The 19,313-nt window shown below is 58.5% G+C and carries 16 protein-coding genes and 1 riboswitch; of the genes, 3 read left to right on the forward strand and 13 right to left on the reverse strand.

Annotation, left to right across the window (positions count from 1 at the left end):
- Positions 1-171: 171 nt before the first annotated feature.
- The 3 genes from H522_RS0114445 to H522_RS20715 all read right to left on the reverse strand — a co-directional run bounded on the left by H522_RS0114445 (position 172) and on the right by H522_RS20715 (position 4,206).
- Complete coding sequence (locus tag H522_RS0114445) at positions 172-1,533, reverse strand: glucose-6-phosphate isomerase (protein WP_051344317.1); 1,362 nt, start codon at positions 1,531-1,533, stop codon at positions 172-174.
- A 144-nt stretch (positions 1,534-1,677) separates the two neighbouring features.
- Positions 1,678-3,399 carry a Na+/H+ antiporter NhaC family protein gene (locus H522_RS21960; protein ID WP_026962885.1) on the reverse strand — a complete coding sequence of 574 codons (1,722 nt, stop codon included), beginning with the start codon at positions 3,397-3,399 and terminating at the stop codon, positions 1,678-1,680.
- A 108-nt stretch (positions 3,400-3,507) separates the two neighbouring features.
- Positions 3,508-4,206: an HAD family hydrolase gene (locus H522_RS20715; RefSeq protein WP_026962886.1), complete on the reverse strand. Its 699-nt coding sequence runs from the start codon at positions 4,204-4,206 to the stop codon at positions 3,508-3,510.
- Positions 4,207-4,441: 235 nt separating this feature from the next.
- On the opposite strand from H522_RS20715, the gene H522_RS19660 reads away from it, so the two are divergent.
- A complete protein-coding gene (locus H522_RS19660; RefSeq protein WP_051344318.1) occupies positions 4,442-5,806 on the forward strand; it encodes a uracil/xanthine transporter in 1,365 nt (454 codons plus the stop codon).
- On the opposite strand, the gene H522_RS0114465 is transcribed toward H522_RS19660, so the two are convergent.
- From H522_RS0114465 to H522_RS0114505, 8 genes are all read right to left on the reverse strand, one after another.
- On the reverse strand, positions 5,767-6,249 hold the full coding sequence (locus H522_RS0114465; RefSeq protein ID WP_026962887.1) for a hypothetical protein: 483 nt from the start codon (positions 6,247-6,249) through the stop codon (positions 5,767-5,769). The two genes, H522_RS19660 and H522_RS0114465, sit on opposite strands and share 40 nt — an antisense overlap.
- 79 nt (positions 6,250-6,328) lie before the next feature.
- Complete coding sequence (locus H522_RS0114470; RefSeq protein ID WP_026962888.1) at positions 6,329-8,023, reverse strand: ABC transporter substrate-binding protein; 1,695 nt, start codon at positions 8,021-8,023, stop codon at positions 6,329-6,331.
- A 251-nt stretch (positions 8,024-8,274) separates the two neighbouring features.
- Complete coding sequence (locus H522_RS0114475; protein ID WP_081412174.1) at positions 8,275-9,309, reverse strand: ABC transporter ATP-binding protein; 1,035 nt, start codon at positions 9,307-9,309, stop codon at positions 8,275-8,277.
- Positions 9,306-10,394 carry an ABC transporter ATP-binding protein gene (locus H522_RS19665; RefSeq protein WP_051344319.1) on the reverse strand — a complete coding sequence of 363 codons (1,089 nt, stop codon included), beginning with the start codon at positions 10,392-10,394 and terminating at the stop codon, positions 9,306-9,308. The genes H522_RS0114475 and H522_RS19665 overlap by 4 nt, the downstream gene beginning before the upstream one ends.
- Positions 10,361-11,353 carry an ABC transporter permease gene (locus H522_RS0114485; protein ID WP_026962890.1) on the reverse strand — a complete coding sequence of 331 codons (993 nt, stop codon included), beginning with the start codon at positions 11,351-11,353 and terminating at the stop codon, positions 10,361-10,363. Before H522_RS0114485 ends, H522_RS19665 begins: the two co-directional genes overlap by 34 nt.
- A complete protein-coding gene (locus H522_RS0114490) occupies positions 11,350-12,321 on the reverse strand; it encodes an ABC transporter permease (RefSeq protein ID WP_026962891.1) in 972 nt (323 codons plus the stop codon). Before H522_RS0114490 ends, H522_RS0114485 begins: the two co-directional genes overlap by 4 nt.
- Positions 12,322-12,391: 70 nt before the next feature.
- A complete protein-coding gene (locus H522_RS0114495) occupies positions 12,392-14,119 on the reverse strand; it encodes a peptide-binding protein (protein WP_026962892.1) in 1,728 nt (575 codons plus the stop codon).
- A 337-nt stretch (positions 14,120-14,456) separates the two neighbouring features.
- Positions 14,457-14,693 carry a hypothetical protein gene (locus H522_RS0114505; RefSeq protein ID WP_026962894.1) on the reverse strand — a complete coding sequence of 79 codons (237 nt, stop codon included), beginning with the start codon at positions 14,691-14,693 and terminating at the stop codon, positions 14,457-14,459.
- Between the two features lie 257 nt (positions 14,694-14,950).
- Here H522_RS0114505 and H522_RS0114510 point away from each other — a divergent pair, with 257 nt between their 5' ends.
- Positions 14,951-15,628 (forward strand): response regulator transcription factor, encoded by a 678-nt coding sequence (locus H522_RS0114510; RefSeq protein ID WP_026962895.1) that lies wholly within the window; start codon positions 14,951-14,953, stop codon positions 15,626-15,628.
- A 15-nt stretch (positions 15,629-15,643) separates the two neighbouring features.
- Positions 15,644-16,930, forward strand: a complete 1,287-nt coding sequence (locus H522_RS19670) for a sensor histidine kinase (RefSeq protein WP_051344320.1) — start codon at positions 15,644-15,646, stop codon at positions 16,928-16,930.
- On the opposite strand, the gene H522_RS19675 is transcribed toward H522_RS19670, so the two are convergent.
- Complete coding sequence (locus tag H522_RS19675) at positions 16,905-17,672, reverse strand: lipoate--protein ligase family protein (protein ID WP_051344321.1); 768 nt, start codon at positions 17,670-17,672, stop codon at positions 16,905-16,907. The genes H522_RS19670 and H522_RS19675 overlap by 26 nt on opposite strands.
- A 129-nt stretch (positions 17,673-17,801) precedes the next feature.
- Complete coding sequence (locus tag H522_RS19680) at positions 17,802-18,773, reverse strand: C40 family peptidase (protein ID WP_051344322.1); 972 nt, start codon at positions 18,771-18,773, stop codon at positions 17,802-17,804.
- 4 nt (positions 18,774-18,777) lie between these two features.
- A riboswitch (cyclic di-AMP (ydaO/yuaA leader) is annotated at positions 18,778-18,913 on the reverse strand.
- Positions 18,914-19,313: the final 400 nt, after the last annotated feature.

A 19,313-nucleotide genomic window follows, 5' to 3' on the forward strand; every position in this document is an offset into this window, starting at 1 on the left:
AAACACCATCGTGAACGCAGAAGGACACATAACAGTAAGGCTGCGTAAGGTATCCCCCGCAGCCCTGTTCGTTACACGATGTAGTTATTCCGTTGCGAATCCTATTTCGGCTTCAGTCTGCCGATGGATGCGCCGTCGCACGCAAGCGCTCAACGCGCAGACAGTACATCCTTAACGCCCGGCGCCGTAGCCGGCAATCCGGTCCGTGATCGTCTTCTGCTGCGCCTCGAAGTCAGGCTTACCCAACAGGGCGAACATGTTCTTCTTGTACGCTTCCACTCCCGGCTGGTCAAACGGATTGACCCCGAGCAAGAGACCGCTCATAGCGCAAGCCAGTTCGAAGAAATAGAACAGTCCGCCCAGCGAACGAGCGCTGCGGTCCTTGACCGAGACCAACAAATTGGGAACTCCCCCGTCGGCGTGAGCCAACGCGGTCGCCAGGCGAGCCTGGTCATTAACCCAGGAGACGCCGCGGCCGGCCAGATACTCCAAGCCATCATCGAGCGACTTGTCGGACGGAACCTGGATTTCATGCTGCGGCTGTTCGATTTGGACGACCGTCTCAAACAAGGTCCGTAGCCCTTCTTGCACGTATTGACCCAGCGAATGCAAGTCAGTCGTAAACCCGAGTGACGACGGATAGATGCCTTTGCCGTCCTTGCCCTCGCTTTCGCCAAATAACTGCTTCCACCACTCAGCAAACTGCCGCAGCGCGGGCTCGTAAACCGCCAAAATCTCGGTCGTCTTGCCGCGCCGGTAGAGGACGTTGCGCACAGCCGCGTAACGGTACGCAATGTTCTCGGTCAGTGCGGGTGTCGACAAGGTTTGCTCCATGGTCGCCGCGCCTTGCAAGAGCTCGCGGATGTCGATGCCGATGGCGGCCAGCGGCAACAAACCGACGGGCGTCAGGACCGAATAACGGCCGCCAACATCGTCCGGGATGACAAACGTACGGTAGCCCTCCTCCTCAGCCAGCTGACGCAGGGCCCCTTTGGCCTTGTCCGTTGTCGCGACAATCCGTTTCTTGGCCTCTTCGGGCCCCACTTGCTTGAGCAACCAAGCGCGCAGAACGCGGAACGCCACCGCAGGCTCCGTCGTGGTACCCGACTTGGAGATCACGTTTAACGTCACCCGCTTGCCTTCCAAAAGCCGTAGCAAATCGTGCAAACCGTCAGCGCTCAAGTGGTTCCCGGCAAAATACAGCTCCGGTCCCTTACGCTGTTCGCGGGAGAGCTGATTGTATCCTTCCGGTTGGCACCACTCAAACGCGGCCCGTGCGCCGAGGTACGATCCGCCAATGCCGATGACGACCAGTGCGTCGGATTGTTCCTTTATCTGCTCTGCAGTCTCCAGTAGGTCGGAGAGGCCCGCTTCCAGGGTCTGTGACGGTAAGTGTAGCCAGCCCAAAAAATCCCCGCCTGGGACGTCACCCTGCCCTAGGCGCCGATGCCACTCATCCACCACAGGCTGCAGCTGCATCCACTCACGCTCTGCCGCCGCACCGGCGACAAAACGTAAATCCAGGTTAATCATCTCTCTCGTGCACTTCCTCTCCTAGCAGTTGCACATCCAATCTCACTCTATCAATCCCACGTTGGGATGACAAGTTAAACCGTTTTCTTGGCTACGAGCATCGAACGGCAATACCTGGCCGGTGCCGCATCTTCACATATTGGGTCAACGAAAGACAAATCCGGCCGCGGCATACGCCAGTGTGCAAGCTGCCGCCACCCAAAGCGACGCACGTAGCTTCATGCGCGCGTACTCCATCACCGGCAGCCGCATCACGGTGGCCATGGCGACCGTGTTATCGCTCAGGGGCGACGCAAAGCCGCCAAACGTGCCACTGGCAAATACCGCGCCCGCAATGAGCGGCAGGGCGGTGTGCGTGGTCGCGGCCAGGCTGAACCCCAGCGGCAGCAAAATTCCCCAAGTCCCAAAGGATGAGCCGACCACATACGAAATGGCGCAGCCAAAGACAAACAATGCGGGCGCAATCAGACTGGTGGGAATGAGGTGCCCCAGCGTGCGCTCGACGTAGGTATCAAACCCCAAATCCGTGGAAACCGCCGACACCGCCCATACCAGAATCAATAAGACGTTGACCCCCATCATTTCGTTGCCACCCTGCAGAACGCCAAACAAGACGCGTTCCAGCGGTTGGCGGCGCAAGGCGTACCAGACCACACTGACGAGCAGGGTGCACAACAGCGCCTCCAACATCGCCTTAGCCGCGTTGGCCTGCACCAGCGCGGCGAATAAGCCGGGCGCCTTGGAATGCCCGTCCCACCAGGTGAGAAACAGTGTCAGGACCAACAACAACCCTAACGGCAAGACAAGGTTCCCTGTATCCGGACGCACCCGCTCGGCAACCAATTCAATGACGTCCGGGTAGGTTTCGTGTTTTCGCTTCCCTTTTTCTGAAGCCTGAGGAGCTTTGTCCACACGTGCCTTGCCGGTCTCCTGACGGACGGCCTCAAGTTGGCGCGCCGATATGGCAACTCGCCCCGGTCCGCGCACCTCCCCACGCCGGCGCGCTCGTCGCAAACCCGGTATCGGCGGAGCCAATTCACCAGCCGTTTCCAGATACGCAACCTGCGGCGCCACCCGCAGCCGCAAGCGGTTCGTAACCGCGTGACGGCGCGGAGCCCGACCATTCCGCTGACCGTTGGCGTCACGCGCTTCATCCGCGCGGTCCGTCGCCTGGTGACCTTCTTCCGTGAACTGAGGAACCGCGCGTGCCTCAGGATGTGCCTCGCGGCCGAAAAAGGTCCGGTACAGCGCAAACAGAATCATGGCGATGGCGAAAAAGTTTAGAGGTATGCTGAGCAGATACAATCGATAAGGGGAGCCGGGAATCGCCTGGTGCCGGCCAGCGGTCGCAATCAACCCGACCATATAGCCGACAAACGCCGTACCGATAGGAATGACCGCACAGACGGGGGTCGAGGTCGCGTCAATGACAAACGCCACTTTTTCCGTGGCCACCTTCAGGCGGGAGAAGACGCGTTCCATCACCGGTGCCACCGTGATGATGCGGAAATCGGGCGCCATGAACGTGACCAGGGAGGACAACCAGGTCACCGCGAACGCACCACGCTCCGATTTCACCCGCTGGCTCATCCACTCCGCGAATCCGGACACGCCTCCCGTCACTCGGACCAGTCCGACAAACGCGCCAAACCCGTAGAGAAACACCAACAACCGCAGGTTGTCTGACACACCAATTTCCTTCAAGATGTATGTCAGGGACGCTTGAATCCCACCGAGCAGCGTTGGATGCAGCATGTAGGCGCCGACCAGCAGTCCCAGCATTAACCCAGGTAATACCTGCCGGGTCCAGAGCGCAATCGGGATGACCACCAGAAACGGGACGGTCGACCAGATGCTCGCATGCACGACACGCTTCCCCCCAATGTGGAACCTCAACCCTGCATAAGATTCCACTGGCAGAGCAAAACATGCGAGCCCCCGCAATCTACCCGATTCCCAGCCTTGCCAATGCCTCTATAACTTCCTCCGCCCGTGTGAGCGGGGACTCGTCCTGCCTCGCCTCGCCTGCCTGCGCATCGTAAATCTGCGGGTCAGGGCATACCACAGCGCCTCAAGCCCGCATCGGCGCGCGCCATCTACATCCGCTCGATAGTTATCGCCAATCATGACCGCCTTGTTCGGCTGTGTGCAAAGCCGTTCACAGGCGGCTTGGTATACGCTCGGATGGGGCTTGGCCGCCCCAATATCGGCGGAGATAATCAACGTTTCCGGTTGAAAATAGGCGTCCAAACCGCAAATCACCAGTTTACGCCACTGCATATCGGGCGATCCGTTCGTAATGATCCCCAGCCGTGCACACGACTGTAACTTTTGCAACATCTCGTGCGTCCCGGGAAAGACGAACAGAGTCCGCTCAAGCGTCTCGTCATAGCGGCGCTGAAACGCCGCAGCCTCTGCCTCCGTTCGCTCCACGCCAAAATCTCGCCAGGCACGGAGAAACCGCTCCCGCCGTAGGTCATCCATCGTAATCTCCCGGGCGTCGTATTCGACCCACAACTGTTCATGATGGTGCATGAAACGCGCTTGAAATCCTGTCGGCAGCGCCTCGCCATACAACGCCTCTAAGGCCTCGTGGAGGCCAAGGTCATATTGCCGGCGCGTGTCGACTAATGTGTGGTCCAAATCAAAGAACACAACCTCATACGCAACCATGGAACAGATCTCTCCCCACAAACGTCGCTTCTCATCCATATTATCATGTTACCGTCCACAAATTACCGTCCCTACCACGAATCGTTGGACGGTTGCAAGCCTCTATGGATACGCTTACAATCGATAGGTACGAATGTCCAGCGTTCTCTAGTGGATATACCATCATCTCAACGCTGGATTCCAGCGCTGAATTGCATCTCGATTTCACCGCCCCCGCCCGGATGGAGGGAACCACATGTTTACTCCTGCTCGCTTCGTCACCTTCTTTGCAGCTTTACAGTGGCTGGGATTCATGTTTGCCAATACCGTGGTCATCCCACTGTCCGTGGGGCACGCGTTTCAACTGACACCCGAACAAATCAGCGGGGCCATGGCTCGGTCGTTCATCCTCACTGGGGCCGCCTGCCTTGTGCAAGCGGCATTCGGTCATCGCTTGCCCCTGATGGAAGGCCAATCCGGCCTCTGGTGGGGGGTGGTGTTAACCCTTTGTTCCCTCGCTCACGGGCCGGGCGCCCTGAAAACGGTTGGTAGCAGCCTTGAAATTGGCATGTTGCTCGGCGGTGTGGCGCTCGCTGTGTGCGCCGTGTTGGGGCTGCACCGCTTGCTCAACCGCTGGTTTACCCCGGTGACAATGGCGGTGTTGCTCATCCTTCTGGGTTCCCAGCTGGTGGATATCTTTTTTAAAGGCATGGTTGGGGTGACGGAGAGTGGAAAGATTCAGCCCGGCGTCGCCAGTTGGGCGCTACTCGTATCTCTGTTGGTCGCCGTCCTGACGATTGCGGGCAAGGGGCTGCTCAGCAACTTCTCGATTCTCATCGGCCTCAGTATCGGTTGGGTAGGCTATGTGATTTTCTTCGGATCGCCCGCGGCGGCCACGCCGCCGTTCCGGCACATGGCGGACTGGTTTGTTTGGGGAGACCCGTCTTGGAATTCCCTCGACGTCGGCATTCTGTTGACCGCCATCGTGACGGCCCTCATCAACACGACCAACACCATTGCCACCCTGCGCGCGGCAGAACCGACGCTCGCCATCACGGTCACAGATGCGGGGTACCGGCGCTCCTTGTTGGTTTCGGGTCTGTTCACGGCTTTGTCCGGGCCACTGGCACAGGTCGCGTACGCCCCCTACACCTCCACCATCGGTTTTCTGCGCACCACCCGCCTGGTGACCAAGGCGCCGTTTTTACTTGGCGCCGCACTGTTCGTGGTCATGGGTTTGCTGCCGCCCGTAGCAGGTTTCTTTTCACGCCTGCCCGTCCCTATCGGGGACGCCGTCTTGATGGTGGCCTATCTGCAACTCTTTGGCTCTGCCCTGCAAAACCTGGAAGGCATCACGTTCCATTTCAAGTCCATTTACCGCATTGCAGCCCCGGTGCTGCTGGGACTGGCGATTCAGGCCCTGCCGGCCGCCGCCTTTTCCAGTCTGCCACAGGTGCTGCGGGCCGTCCTGTCCAATGGCATGCTGGTCGGTGTCTTGATGGCCGTGATCTTAGAAAACGTCATCCCTTGGCACCGATTCGCATCAGGTTCCCAAGCTCCGCAAAGGGTTCAGGCAGGGCCTCAATCGGCCGGGATGGACCAGTCGACCCGCTGTCGATAACTGCCCGCCTGCGGACCCTGGTGGATGGTCACAAAGAGACGATCCGTCTGCGGCTGATAGACAGCGTCCCCCTCGGTGACGGTGCGGCCAGTCCGCGGGTCTTGATAGACGACGGTTAGATGGGTGCCGCCGTCCAGTTCGGCGTAGGCGCGCATCCAACGAACGAGATCGCCGCGCAGCTCGTCGGGATGTGGCGGGGCATGAAGGTGCAGCACGCAAAAGTTGGTCTGGAAACCGGTGGCATCGCTCGCAATATCCGCCTGTCCCAGGTGATGGGTGAGCACATAATCGCGAAATTCCGACGAGTTTTGTGCCCGCAGGTGCAGGGCCTGTCTGGTCATCACCGCAAACGAGACGGCGAACAGAACGACGATAGCCCCACCCAACAAAAGCCATAACCGATTGCGTCGAACCTGTGCACGCGTAGTCGTGGAGACGGACATTTCGGAGACAGGCCCCCTAAGCATACTGTCTCTTTTGAATTTAACGTTAACCAAGCGTGCGGACCCTGTCAACGCCAACTTATCCGTTGCTCACCCACCAGTTTTCGATATGATAAAAGTAACCTTCAGCCAGACCGGGCTCTGGCGCGTCCCCGCTCTGCCAATGAACCTGCGCGGAATACCCGGCTGGCGCTCCGTATTGAAATAGGAACACATACGGCGGGTCTTGCGAAAAGTCGCGCGCAATTTGCGCATAGATTTGTTTGCGCTGCTGCGCATCGACGGTGTCATTCCCTGCCTCCCATAAGGCATCTGTCTGTGGATTCTTGTACCAGCCCATGTTGTCCCCGTTGGGCGGAAAGTACATCGAGCTAAAAATCGAAGCTTGATCCGGATCAGGCGTGTTCAGCGTCCAAGCTAAAAGCGCCGCCTGAAACTTGCCAGCATTGAGATCCTGGTCGACCCAGTTGGAGAAATCGACCGCCTGCGTCTTCACCTGAATGCCAACCGCCTTGAGCTCATGCTGGATGATGACAGCCTCCGCGGCCCGTCGGGTGTTCCCTGCGTCGTACTGAAGGGTGAAGGTAAAACGATGTCCGTCCTTGACAAGGATTCCGTCCTTCCCCTTTTCCCACCCGGCCGCCTTTAGGAGTTGTTTTGCCTTGGCCCGGTTGTAGTGAAACTGCGTCGCCTGGTCATCGACATCATACCAGGTGTTCGGGAGAAACGGGGAGTTAATCACTGTCCCGGCACCGTTCAGGAGGCCTTGTACCATCGCCTTGCGGTTTAGCGCATAGTAAATCGCCTGCCGTGTACGTGGGTCACTGAAGGGATCAAAATCACCTGGGAAATTGTGCGCGTCGAAGTTGAACGCGAGAAATTCGTAGTGTGGACCCGGCTTCGTAAACACACGCAAATTCGCCTGCTTCTTCACCGTCGGCAACTGGTCAAACGGGATGGCTGCGTCAATGTCCACGTCCCCTTGCATGAATGCCTGCGTCAAGGCGTTCTCGTTGCTGTAGACCTTATCGACGATTTTCTGGATATGCGGACGCGGCCCCCAGTAGTTGGGATTCCGCTCGAACTCCACGTATTGCTTCGGCTTCCACGTTTTCCAGACCCACGGACCGTCGGTCACCGTCTTGTCCGGATTTGTCCCGTAGGCGTACGAACGCAAGTCGACGGCGGAAACGTCTTGTAACACGTGTTCGGGCAGGGGTGTCAGGGTCGCCAAATAATCCGCAAACGGTGCGTACACCTGTTTCAACGTGATGCGAACCGTGTGCTTATCCACCGCCTTTAAGCTTTGTACTTTGTCGAACTCCGTGTACAAGGGGGATCCCACATCCGGGTTGAGAATTTCCTTGATGGTGAAAATGACATCTTCCGCGGTCAAAGGCCGCCCGTCACTCCACTTGGCGTCCGGCTTCAACTTCACGGTGTAAGTCTTGCCATCGTCGCTGATGGTCAACGGGGCCGCAGCCAGGTCCCAGGGCTCTACCACGCGCTCCCCGGAACGGTTGAAATCATATAACGGCGCGAATATGAATGTAGCGGCGTCCTGGGACGCAGTATCGGTCATGTAGAGCGGATTTAGCGTCGTAATGTCCGAGATCGATCCGTACGTCAGTGTTCCGCCGGAAACTGGCTTGCTCGACGCCGGCGGCGTCTGTGCGTTGGAATCGGCGAAATGGGCACACCCTGCCGTCAGTAGGGCGACGAAGGCAGCCGCCACCCCCACCGCCGTGATAGAACCCCGTGTCCGGTTGCTCATGCCCCGCATCCTCCTCAACCATCCTCCCAGTTACATGTCCTGAATTCTATCGCTGGAACGGGTTGAATGCAAAGCCCATGGCTGCGCCACAACATGGGGAAAGCCGGACGAGACCCAGGCAGGCCAATCTGCCTCGTGCCCGGTTCCATCTCGTCCGGCTATTGAACGGTTCCTTCTCACAGAAACAGCGGATTCCTGCCTTACGGTGTGTAACCCAGAACCGACATACCTGCCGCCGGGTTGTCTCACCGTTACGCCAAGGGGAAGTGACACGCCACCAACCGCCCCGGCGCCAGTTCCTGCAGCGCGGGCTCCTCTTCCCGGCACCGCGGCTGGGCGAACGGGCAGCGCGTGTGAAACCGACAGCCGCTCGGTGGATTGGCCGGCGACGGGACATCCCCCGTCAGGATAATGCGCTCGCGCTTGCGTCGCACCTGTGGCCGCGGAATCGCCGACATCAGCGCGGCCGTGTACGGGTGCAACGGCTGGCGAAACAACTCGTCCGTCTCCGCCACCTCCACCATCTTGCCTAAATACATCACCCCGACGCGGTCAGAGATGTGCCGAACCACGTTCAGGCCGTGGGCGATGAACAAATAGGTTAAACCCAACTCCCGCTGCAGCTTCATGAGCAGGTTCAAGACCTGCGATTGGACCGACACATCGAGGGCCGATACGGCCTCGTCCGCCACGACAAACTTGGGACCCGCAGCGATGGCCCGGGCAATCCCGATGCGCTGCCGTTGGCCGCCCGAAAACTCGTGCGGGTACCGGTTGCGGCGGGACGGATCGAGCCCGACCAAGCGCATCAACTCGACCACCCGCTCGTCTCGCTCCTTGGCGCTCAGGCGCTCGTGCACGCGCAGCGGTTCCGCAATGATGTCTCGCACCAAAAACCGTGGATTGAGCGATCCGTACGGGTCTTGAAAGATGATCTGCATTTCACGCCGCAAGCGGCGCACCTCGGCACCAGGAATCTTTAGGATATCCCTGCCCTCGTACAATACCTCGCCGCCGCTGGCTCCCTGGAGCCGGAGAATGACGCGTGCCAGCGTCGACTTGCCGCACCCGGATTCCCCGACCAAACCAAACGTCTCACCCGAGCGAATGCCAAACGAGACATCGTCGACCGCGCGTACGTTGCCGACCACCCGGTTGAATAAACCCTTCTGAATCGGAAAGTACTTCTTCACGTTTCGGGCCTCGACCAGATATGGGGTGGCCGTTTCAAAGGATGTCGTCCGCTGATGATCAACGCGCTCGACCTTCTGGGCCTGCTCCGTCATGATCGATTCCCCTCCCCGGCAGATGCATCACGATTGTCCGCCGATGCCCCGGCTTGCGCAGCCGGTTCCGCGACGCTCCCCGCAGCCACCCCGACGGGCTGACCGCTTGCGACTTGTTCCGCGTACCAACAGGCCACCTTACGCCCTTCCGCCAGTTCCTGCAGCGGCGGTGCCTCGCTTTGACACCGCTTCGTGGCAAACGGACAGCGTGGATGAAAGCGGCAGCCTTTGGGCAGTCGAGCGAGGTTCGGAATGCTGCCGCGTATCGTGTACAACTCCGTCCCTCGTTCCCCTTCAAAACCGGGGATCGACTGAAGCAGACCGATGGTGTACGGATGGTGGGGACGCTCGAAAATCTGTTCCACCGTGCCTTCTTCGACGATAATACCCGCGTACATCACCGCGATTCTGTCGGCCATTTCCGCCGCCACACCCATGTCGTGGGTTATGAGCATCACCGCAGTCCCAAACTCCTGTTGCAACTGCCGCAGCAGGTCCAGAATCTGCGCCTGCACGGTCACGTCGAGGGCGGTGGTCGGCTCATCGGCAATCACCAGCTCGGGGCGGCAGACCAGCGCCATCGCAATCACGACCCGCTGGCACATCCCGCCCGACAACTCGTGCGGATACTGGCGCGCCCTAAGCTCCGGCTCGGGAATGCCCACCTGCCGCAGCATCTCGACCGCCCGCGCCCAGGCCTCGTCTTTGCTCACCCGTTCGTGCAGTCGCACCACTTCGGCGATTTGGTCACCAACTGTGAACACCGGGTTGAGGGCATTCATCGGCTCCTGGAAAATCATCGCAATCTTTTTACCACGAATGCGACGCATCTGGTCCTGGGTCTTCGTCAGCAGGTTTTCACCCTGAAAATGGATTTCACCATCTAGGACAAGGCCCCCGTCGTATTCGGTAAGGCGCATGACCGACAACGAAGTGACGCTTTTCCCGCTCCCGGACTCGCCGACGACGCACAGTGTCTGTCCCGGTTGGATGGTCAGCGACACCCCGTCGACCGCCTTGACGATGCCGCCTTCGGTAATAAATCCCGTGCTTAAGTTCCTGATTTCGAGAAGCGGCTGCGCCATTCTTCCAGCCTCCTTTTCGAGATCTTTACGCGATAACGGGGGTCCAGAGCGTCGCGAATCCCGTCGCCGATGAAGCTCACGGACAACACCACCAACAGGATGCACAGGCCAGGATACAGCGCCTCAATCGGGTTGGTCAGCATGTAGTCCTGCGCGTTGCTCAGCATCAAGCCCCAGCTGGTCTGCGGCGGCTGAATGCCAAGCCCGAGATACGAGAGACCCGATTCACTGAGAATGGCCCCACCGACCATCAGGGTCGCATTGACGATGATAGGTGCCGTCGCATTGCGGATGAGGTGCCGTGCAATGATGGTCCAGTGGCTGACGCCAATGGCACGCGCGGCCTCCACGTACTGCATCTCCCGCAGCTGCAGGAAGGTCCCTCGTACCAGACGCGCCACGCCCATCCAACTCGTCACGCTGAGGACAAGGATGAGCAGTTTAAACCCAGTCCCGAAAAGCGCCATGATAAGAATGTTTAGGAACAAGAGCGGAATGGAGTTCATCACGTCGACAAAGCGCATCAGAATGACATCGACCCATCCGCCAAAGTAGCCGGATATTGCCCCGATGACCGTGCCGATGAGCACCGTGCAAAACGCGACCGAAAAGCCCACGACGAGCGAAATCCGCCCCCCATAGAGCAGGCGCGTAAAGATGTCGCGCCCAATCTCGTCCGTCCCCAAGAGGTGCCCATCCGTTCCAGGAGGCAGACTGGTGTGCAGCATGTCCACTTTGGCAGGGTCGTACGGGGTCAGTACGGGAGCCAGAAGGGAGGCTAGGATAAAGATAAGAAGGACAATCGATCCGCCCACTGCAAACGGGTTTTGCAAAAACTTGCGTACCGCGATGCCCCACAGGCTCTGCGGACCGGAAGCGATGGTTTCCGTTGCCGCTGTCGTTACCGGTTCCGCGGCCAAACTCAGGTCCGGATTGTCCACCGGAGGCAATTGGCTCATGCCGACACGCCTCCCTTCTTACCCAGTTGGACGCGCGGATCGACCACCGCGTAGAGGATATCTGCAATCAGGTTGCCGAGCACTACCATCACCGCAGTGATGACGGTGATGGCCATCAGCACCGAATATTCCCGAGCAAACGCCATCTCCACAAACTCGCGCCCCATCCCCGGCCAGTTAAATACGTTTTCGGTCAGGAGGGCGCCCCCAACCAACACCGGCAGGTCCAGACCCAGCACCGTAATCACCGGGATCAACGCGTTACGCAGAGCATGGCGGTAGATGACTCGCCGCTCCGGCGCGCCCTTCGCGCGGGCGGTGCGGACAAAGTCCTGATGCAGCACCTCCAGCATGCTGGCCCGGGAGTATTTGAGATACCCAGCCAAGAAGCCAAGCGCCAACACCGTGACCGGGAGCACCATGTGCCACAACAGGTTTCCAATGTCGCCCTGCTTCCCCATGGACCACATATCGGATAAGGGAAACCAGTTCAGTTTCAGGGAAAAATACTCCTGCAGCAGAATGCCAAACCAGAACGACGGAATCGCAAACCCCAGATACGCAATCACCGTCGCCACGTTATCCGAAATCCCGTAGGCCTTCGTGCTGTTGTAAATCCCCCACGGAATCGCGATGATGAGCGATAAGACCCAGGCCGCCCCCATCAGGATGAGCGTATTGCCCACCGTCGGCCAAATGATAGAATTCACTGGAAGGTGATTCTTAAACGTGTAACCGAAATTGCCGGTCAGCATGTCCTTCAACCAATGCAGATATTGTAAAGGCAAGGGTTGGTCGAGCCCCATGTTGTGTGCCTGGATTTTCAACGCTTCTGCGGACAGTCCAGGACCCAGCAGTACGTGCGTCGGTCCACCCGGTGCGGCGTGCATCAAGGCAAACGTGAACACCGTCACCAAAAACAACACCACAATCGACTGCAGGACCCGGCGAATCAGGTATTCCGTCATCGATGCATCCTCCTACAGACAGGGAAGGGATGAGGCCATCCCTTCCCTGTCACCGGTCGTATCGGGCTGGTTATTGATTCGATAGCCACCAGGTCTGTACGTGATACAAGTAGCCGTACGATAGTCCGAGCTGGGGTGCGTCCTGCGCCTTCCAATGCACCCGCGAGGTGTATCCGGCTGGGGCCCCGTACTGGTAGAGGAACACGTACGGCGGGTCCTGCGAGAAGTCCTTGGCAATTTGTCCGTAAATCTGTTTGCGTTTTGCCCGGTCGACCGTCGAGTAACCTTCGACCCACAACTTGTCGGTTTCTGTGTTTTTATACCAGCCCATGTTTTGCCCGTTGGGCGGGAAGTATTTGGAGCTATAGATCGATTCCTGATCTGGATCAGGTGTGTTCATCTGCCAACTCAACAGCACTGCCTGGAACTTACCGGGGTTGAGGTTTTGATCCACCCAGGCCGAGAAGTCGATGCCCTTTGGCTGGCAATCAATGCCTACAGCCTTCAGTTCCTGCTGGATGACGGACGCAAGCTGTTCGCGCCGCGTGTTGCCGGTGTTGTACTGGAGTTGGAAGGAGAACTTGTGTCCATCCTTTTGCAGAATGCCGTCCGGCCCCGGTTTCCAGCCCGCCTCTTTGAGCAACTGTTTGGCCTTGGTCGGGTCATACGTAAAGTTGGTGGCCTGGTCATTCACGTCGTACCAGGTGTTCGGTAAAAACGGAGAGTTCATAATCGTTCCGGTGCCCTTGAGGATATCTTTCACCATCGCCTGGCGGTCCAGTGCGTAGTAAATGGCCTGACGGGTCTTTGCATCCGTAAACGGGTCAAAGTTGCCTGGGAAGTTGCTGGCCTTGAAGTTAAACGCGAGAAATTCGTACATTGGGCCAGGTTTATTGATGACCTTGTCATTCTGGTTGTTCTCGACGGCACTCAACTGCTGCACCGGAATCGCGGAATCGACGTCGATGTCGCCTTTCATGAGCGCCTGTGTCATTGTGTTCTCATCGGCGTAGATTTTATAGATAACCTTGTCGATGTGCGGCTTCGGTCCCCAATAGTTCGGGTTGCGGTCGAACTCCAGGTACTGCTTCTGCTTCCACGTCTTCCACACCCAAGGTCCGTCGGTCACCGTCTTGCTGGGGTCAGCACCGTATGCGTATTTCTGCAGCTTGCTGGGGTCGACGTTCTTGAGTACGTGTTCAGGTACAGGCGTAAGCAGACCGAGTGCGTAGTTGAATGGCGCATAGACCTGCTTTAAGGTCACCTGCACCGTGTAGTCGTCCACTTTCTTGATGCTCTGTATCTTGTCGTACTCGCTGATGCCCGGAGAACCCGCTTTCGGGTTCATAATCGTTTTGAGGGTAAAGATGACGTCGTCCGCCGTCACCGGCTTCCCGTCGCTCCACTTGGCGTTTTGCTTGAGCTTGACGGTGTACGTTTTGCCGTCGTTACTCACCTTGAGCGGCTCGGCCGCCAGGTCCCAGGGCTGGACCACCAGGTTGCCTTGCGGATCGAGGTCATACAACGGCGCGAAGATAAACTGAGAGGCGTCGCCCGATGCGGTGTCTGCAATGTAAATCGGGTCGAGCGTCACGATGTCCGAAAACGTTCCATACGTGAGCGTTCCCCCATCGACCGGCTTATCCGACGATCCGGTCTGCGTCCCAGTCTTGTTCGCAGTTGCGTTTGTGCTGTTGCTGCTCCCATTCCCCCCAGTGCTGCCGCAACCCGCCACCAACAAAGCCAGTGACGCGGCCGTCGCAACGGTCGCCATTGAAGCCTTTGACAGCTTCTTCATTCCTTAACCCCCTTAGGAAATCAAAAAAATGTATGCCTTCAGCGCCCGGGCCGCCTGGTGAGCTTTTCTACCACGCTACAGGTGGTCAACCGGTGCGTTGAATCCCCGTCGACTTGTGGGGCGTCGCTTGCCAATCCACCAGCCGATAATTGGGTCCCGCAACCAACGTCAACCCACTCTCTCTAAAGATAATATTCAGAGCAATTGTACCGTTAGCCAAGAATGGTGTAAAGACGAGAAAGAGTACGAGAGCCAGATGAAATATGAGAGCCTTATCCTGAATGGAATCGACAACAGTAAGTTTATTCTATTTTAGAAAATAGCAAGTTCGCAACCCTCAACTCTGGGGGTTTATATACTTTTCGTGATAAAAACAGATGAAGACTGACAAAATGACCGAGCACAAGACCGGCTTGCCCGCCACCGTCATCGGTTTCCCCAAAGTCGTGTGGATATAGAGGGCATTGACCGGCCACAACAGAGACAAGCCGGCAATGTTGAGAAAACACCCTGCGCCCAGCCACCAGAGGTCTACCGGATAGGCCATCCTCACCCGCTCTATGACTGTGTCCATTCCCGCCTTCACTCCTCGACAAAACACAGCGAGACCATCAACACATTTCGCCGTACCGACTGTATCCAGTCCGCAGTCGCCATGCAAGCATCCGCAGTGGCGCTTTAACGAGCCAACGCAGGCAAAACGTTCTGCAGTCCCTCCCGGCTCTTGGTATACTGAAGGGCGACAGCCGCTTGTCCCGCAGCCGACGGTGGCAAGACCTGAGTCGGCTGGGAATCTGCCTGTGCTACGGCTGCCCTGGTGGAGGTGAGAACATGCGCATCCTCCTTGTCGAAGATGAGAAACGCTTGGCGGCTGCCCTGTTGCAGTTGTTCAAAGAGCACAACTACGCAGCGGATGTCGCCCATGACGGAATCACCGGTTTGGATTTAGCCAGTACGAACAGCTATGACATTCTGGTCCTCGATGTCATGCTGCCCGGCATGAGCGGCCTGGACATCGTTCGCCAGCTGCGCGCCGAAAAGCTGGACGTGCCGATTCTCCTCTTGACCGCGCGCGACGCCGTCAGTGACCGGGTCGCCGGTTTGGACGCCGGAGCGGACGACTACTTGGTCAAACCGTTCGCCAATGAGGAACTCTTGGCCCGCATCCGCGCCTTGGCTCGGCGTCCTGCAGCGTTGGCCGGGACGGACGCCATTTCTGCCGGTCCCTTTCGGATTGACCTAGGAACCCGCGAGGCGACACGGGATGGGGTGGCGCTCAACCTGACGGCCAAGGAGTTTCAATTGCTGGAGCTGTTCATCCGGAATCAAGGCAAAGTGCTGGCGAAAGACCTGATTCTCGACCGCGTATGGGGTCCAGACGCGGACGTCATCGCCAATGCGGTGGAAAACTATGTGCACTTCTTACGCAAGAAGATTGACCAGCCCGGCAAGCCTTCTTACATCGAGACGGTGCGCGGTGTTGGATACGTGTTCAAAATCCCGGAGTGACAAGGAAGAGTTTAGGTGTTCAATCGAGTCCGACTGCAGCTGACCGCGCTCACCGTAACCCTGTTTGCGGTCCTGTACGCCCTGTCCGCGTACGCCATCTTTTCCATAGTACACCGCGCCGTCCTCCACAACGTCGACTCCCAGCTGATTTATGCCATTCACCAGTTTGAAGGCAATCCGGGCCACCTGACCTCCTTGCCGCCGAATACCTACTTTGTGATTCAGGAGGGCCCGGTGGTCAATTCCAATGCCGGATATGACCTTGTAACGTTCTTACAACACTGGCTCCAGCAGCAGAAACAGTCGCAGTCGGTGGTGGCCGATGTACACGGTCCGCACCAAACTATGTACCGCATCTACTACCAGCCCATCCTCGGCGACGATGACCACGTGTCGGTCTACGTCCTGCTGGCGCAAAACGTCAACCGCGAGTGGAGCGTGCTGTTTCAGCTTCGCGCCGTGCTCTGGTGGGTGGGCGCCACGGGCGCGCTCGCAGCGGCCGTCCTCGGGTTTTGGTTGGCGGCACGGGCGCTGCTCCCCATCCGGCAAGCCTATCAACGGCAGACTGAGTTTGTCGCGGACGCATCGCACGAGCTGCGCACCCCGCTGGCCGTTATTCAATCCAATCTGGACATCGTCCTCAGCCACAGCGATGAGTCGGTCATGGATAATCTGGAGTGGATTCAAAACGCGCGCGGAGAAGCGCGCAGGCTGGCGAAACTGGTGGAAGACCTGCTGACTCTGGCTCGTCAGGATGCGGACCGCGCCCTTCTGCATCAAGAGCGGGTGGAGGCGGACAGCTTGGTCCGCCGCCTCATCGAACTGTTTCTCCCGTTGGCCGATGCGAAAAACGTGCACCTGTCCGCCGATGTGGAACCGGGTATCCTCGTTTGGGGCGATCCGGATCGTCTACATCAACTGCTGGTGATTCTACTCGACAACGCCATCAAGTACAACCGCCCCGGGGGACGCGTCTGGATACGGGTAGAGACCAGCCGCAACTGGGCGGTGTTTCGGGTCGAAGACACCGGTATCGGCATCCCCGAGGCGGATGTTCCAAAGGTGTTCGACCGTTTCTACCGGGCCGATCCCGCCCGTCAACACGAAGAAACCACGGGTGCCGGCCTGGGCCTGTCGATGGCCAAATGGATTGTCGACGCGCACAAGGGCCGCATTCGCGTCGACAGCACGGAGGGGAAAGGCACGACGGTGACGGTGCAGCTTCCGTTGGCTTCACGAGGAGGCGACACGGACGGCCCGTCCCACCCCGAAACCCTCACAGGTGATAAAGACGGCGGATGACGTCGGCCAGCTCCATGGCCGCGATCTTCGCGTTTTCCGCCGCGTCCAAACGCCAGTCTCTATCTGGCAGCACATCGCGCAGGGTCACCGACGTGTCTGGGTTGACGCGGTAATCCTGCCCGGCCAAGGCGTAAAACTCGTTGATCCAAGACAGGGCGGTCATCAAATTGAGGTCAATCATGATGCAGGCGTGAGCGAGGACAAATCCGGGATGGCGAGAGCTTACACCGGCAAGCCCCCCGCGCCACGCCTGCGCCGTCCCCACCAGCTTACGGCCGTTTGCCAGGACGTTATACGATCCGTCGCAATAACTGCCTGGCAGTTCGCCGGTTGTGGCGGAAATCCCGTTTTCCTCCAGCCAACGTACCAGCGGCGCGCATAACAAACGGTAATAAGCGTCAGTGGTGGCGGCGGCCTGCTGGCGGGGAAGGATGAACGACAGGTGCAGCACCCCATCTCCCTGCGGCACGGCCGTACCCCCGGTCTGGCGGACAATGACCGCCAAGCCGCGGTCGCGCAGCGTCTGGGCAGCCGACTGCCCGCCCGGTCCGGCCACATCCTTGCGACTCACCGCAATCCCCGGATGGTGGGCGGATCGCCAGATGCGAATCAGGGCCGGGGATTCCCCTTGCGCCACCGCTTGTCCCAGTTGCATTTCCAGGTCCGCGTTGTATTGACCGTCCTCCAAAGCCTCCAAAAAGCTGAACTCCACCGTATCTGGCAGCAGGCTTCGCTCGTCCATGGCCAACCTGTCTCCTCTCCAGATTGCCGTAACGGCATCACTATACCAAATCGCGCGTCAGCAGAACAAAACCTCCGGATGCCAGCGGGCACCCGGAGGTTGCTTGAAGATGGCTTCCCAAGCCCTCAATTAGCCGAGGACGCGTGTGCACTTGATGAGTTTTGGCTGCCAATACGACGTATTCAACGACTGGTAGCAGACGCCCCCGTGTACGGTTGCCGAAATAAATTGCCCGCCGCCGGCCCAGATGCCGACGTGGGAATACGGTTCTCCCGTGGTGTTGAAGAAGACCAAATCACCTGGCTGCAGTTGGGAGACCGAGATGGCGTGTCCGACCTGTGCTTGAGCGGCTGCGACTCTCGGCAGAGTGATACCGAAGTGAGCAAACACGGCCTGGACCAGACCCGAGCAATCCCAACCGCTCGTCGACTCACCGCCATACTGGTACGGCTGGCCAAGAAACTGTTTCGTATAGTTGACAATATCCTGTCCACGGACGGATTGGGTTACACTCGCCGGCGGCAGTCCGCCTCGGGATGCGGGCGCTGGCGTCGTCGGTTGGGCCGAAACGTTGGCTGATTCGGCCGCCGGTTGCGAACCAGATGCCGCAGCCACGGCCGCGAGGTGCAGCACCATTCCTGGATAGATGAGGTTGGGATTGGAGATGGAATTCCAACGGATGAGGTCGCTCACCGTGACACGGTTGCGCTGCGCAATGAGCCACAGCGTGTCTCCCCGGCGCACCACGTACGTCTTGCCTCCAGTTTGGGTTTTAGCCGCCGTGGCAGTCGCGGATGCCCTCGAAGGTGTATCGCCCGACAATAAGAGAACCTGATTTGGATAAATGAGGTTTGGATTGGAAAGGTGATTGTACGCCGCTAGCTGGGAAACCGTGAGACCGTATCTGTGGGCGATGGACCAGACACTGTCCCCGGGTTTGACGGTATAGGAAGTGGCGGCCAGGGCAGTGGTGATGCCCACCGCTCCGGTCAGTGCGCCGCCGACTGCGGTTCCGGCAAGACGGCGGTAGAGTTGGTTGGAACGTCGCACGGAACGACGCAAGTGCTGTGGCTGTCTTCGGTGACGCTTGCGGTGTTTCACGCTATCGACTCCTTCTCTCGTCCTGCGGGGTTCGTTGACGGGTTCGGGAAAGAAGGATAGACCCTACACAAAAGCCCGCGATTCACCCTGAAAAAGTACATCCCCCCGCTCGCAGCCTAGCGATTCGGACGCTTAATAGACATAGATTTAGTGGAATTGTCGATAGTGTAACGAGATTTGTCGATAGACTCAAGACGTAGTTTCTTACAGACCCTCTCTCAGGGAAAGTAGGTTTTTCTTCGTTTTTCTCACTCAATCGCACGATTTCGCATTTGACTCCTTGCGTACCCAGACCGCAAAATGTGTGATGTGAGTGGGCGGACCCGTTTGAGGGTGTACCAAACCAGACGGTGTAGCACCGCCTTCTAGATTTTGGTACGCACCTCGGATCTCCACCAAACACTTTCGTGGTTTACCCTCTCATGTCTCACAGGGTCTGTGCCCCAAGCAGTCCTTCGTACGGCCTATCGAAAGGGTGGAGGCCAGCCAAGCTCATGTGCAGGGTCTATGCCCGAATGGATCAGATATCTGCTGGCTTCT

This window comes from Alicyclobacillus herbarius DSM 13609, assembly GCF_000430585.1.
GTDB classification, from domain to species: Bacteria; Bacillota; Bacilli; order Alicyclobacillales; family Alicyclobacillaceae; genus Alicyclobacillus_G; species Alicyclobacillus_G herbarius.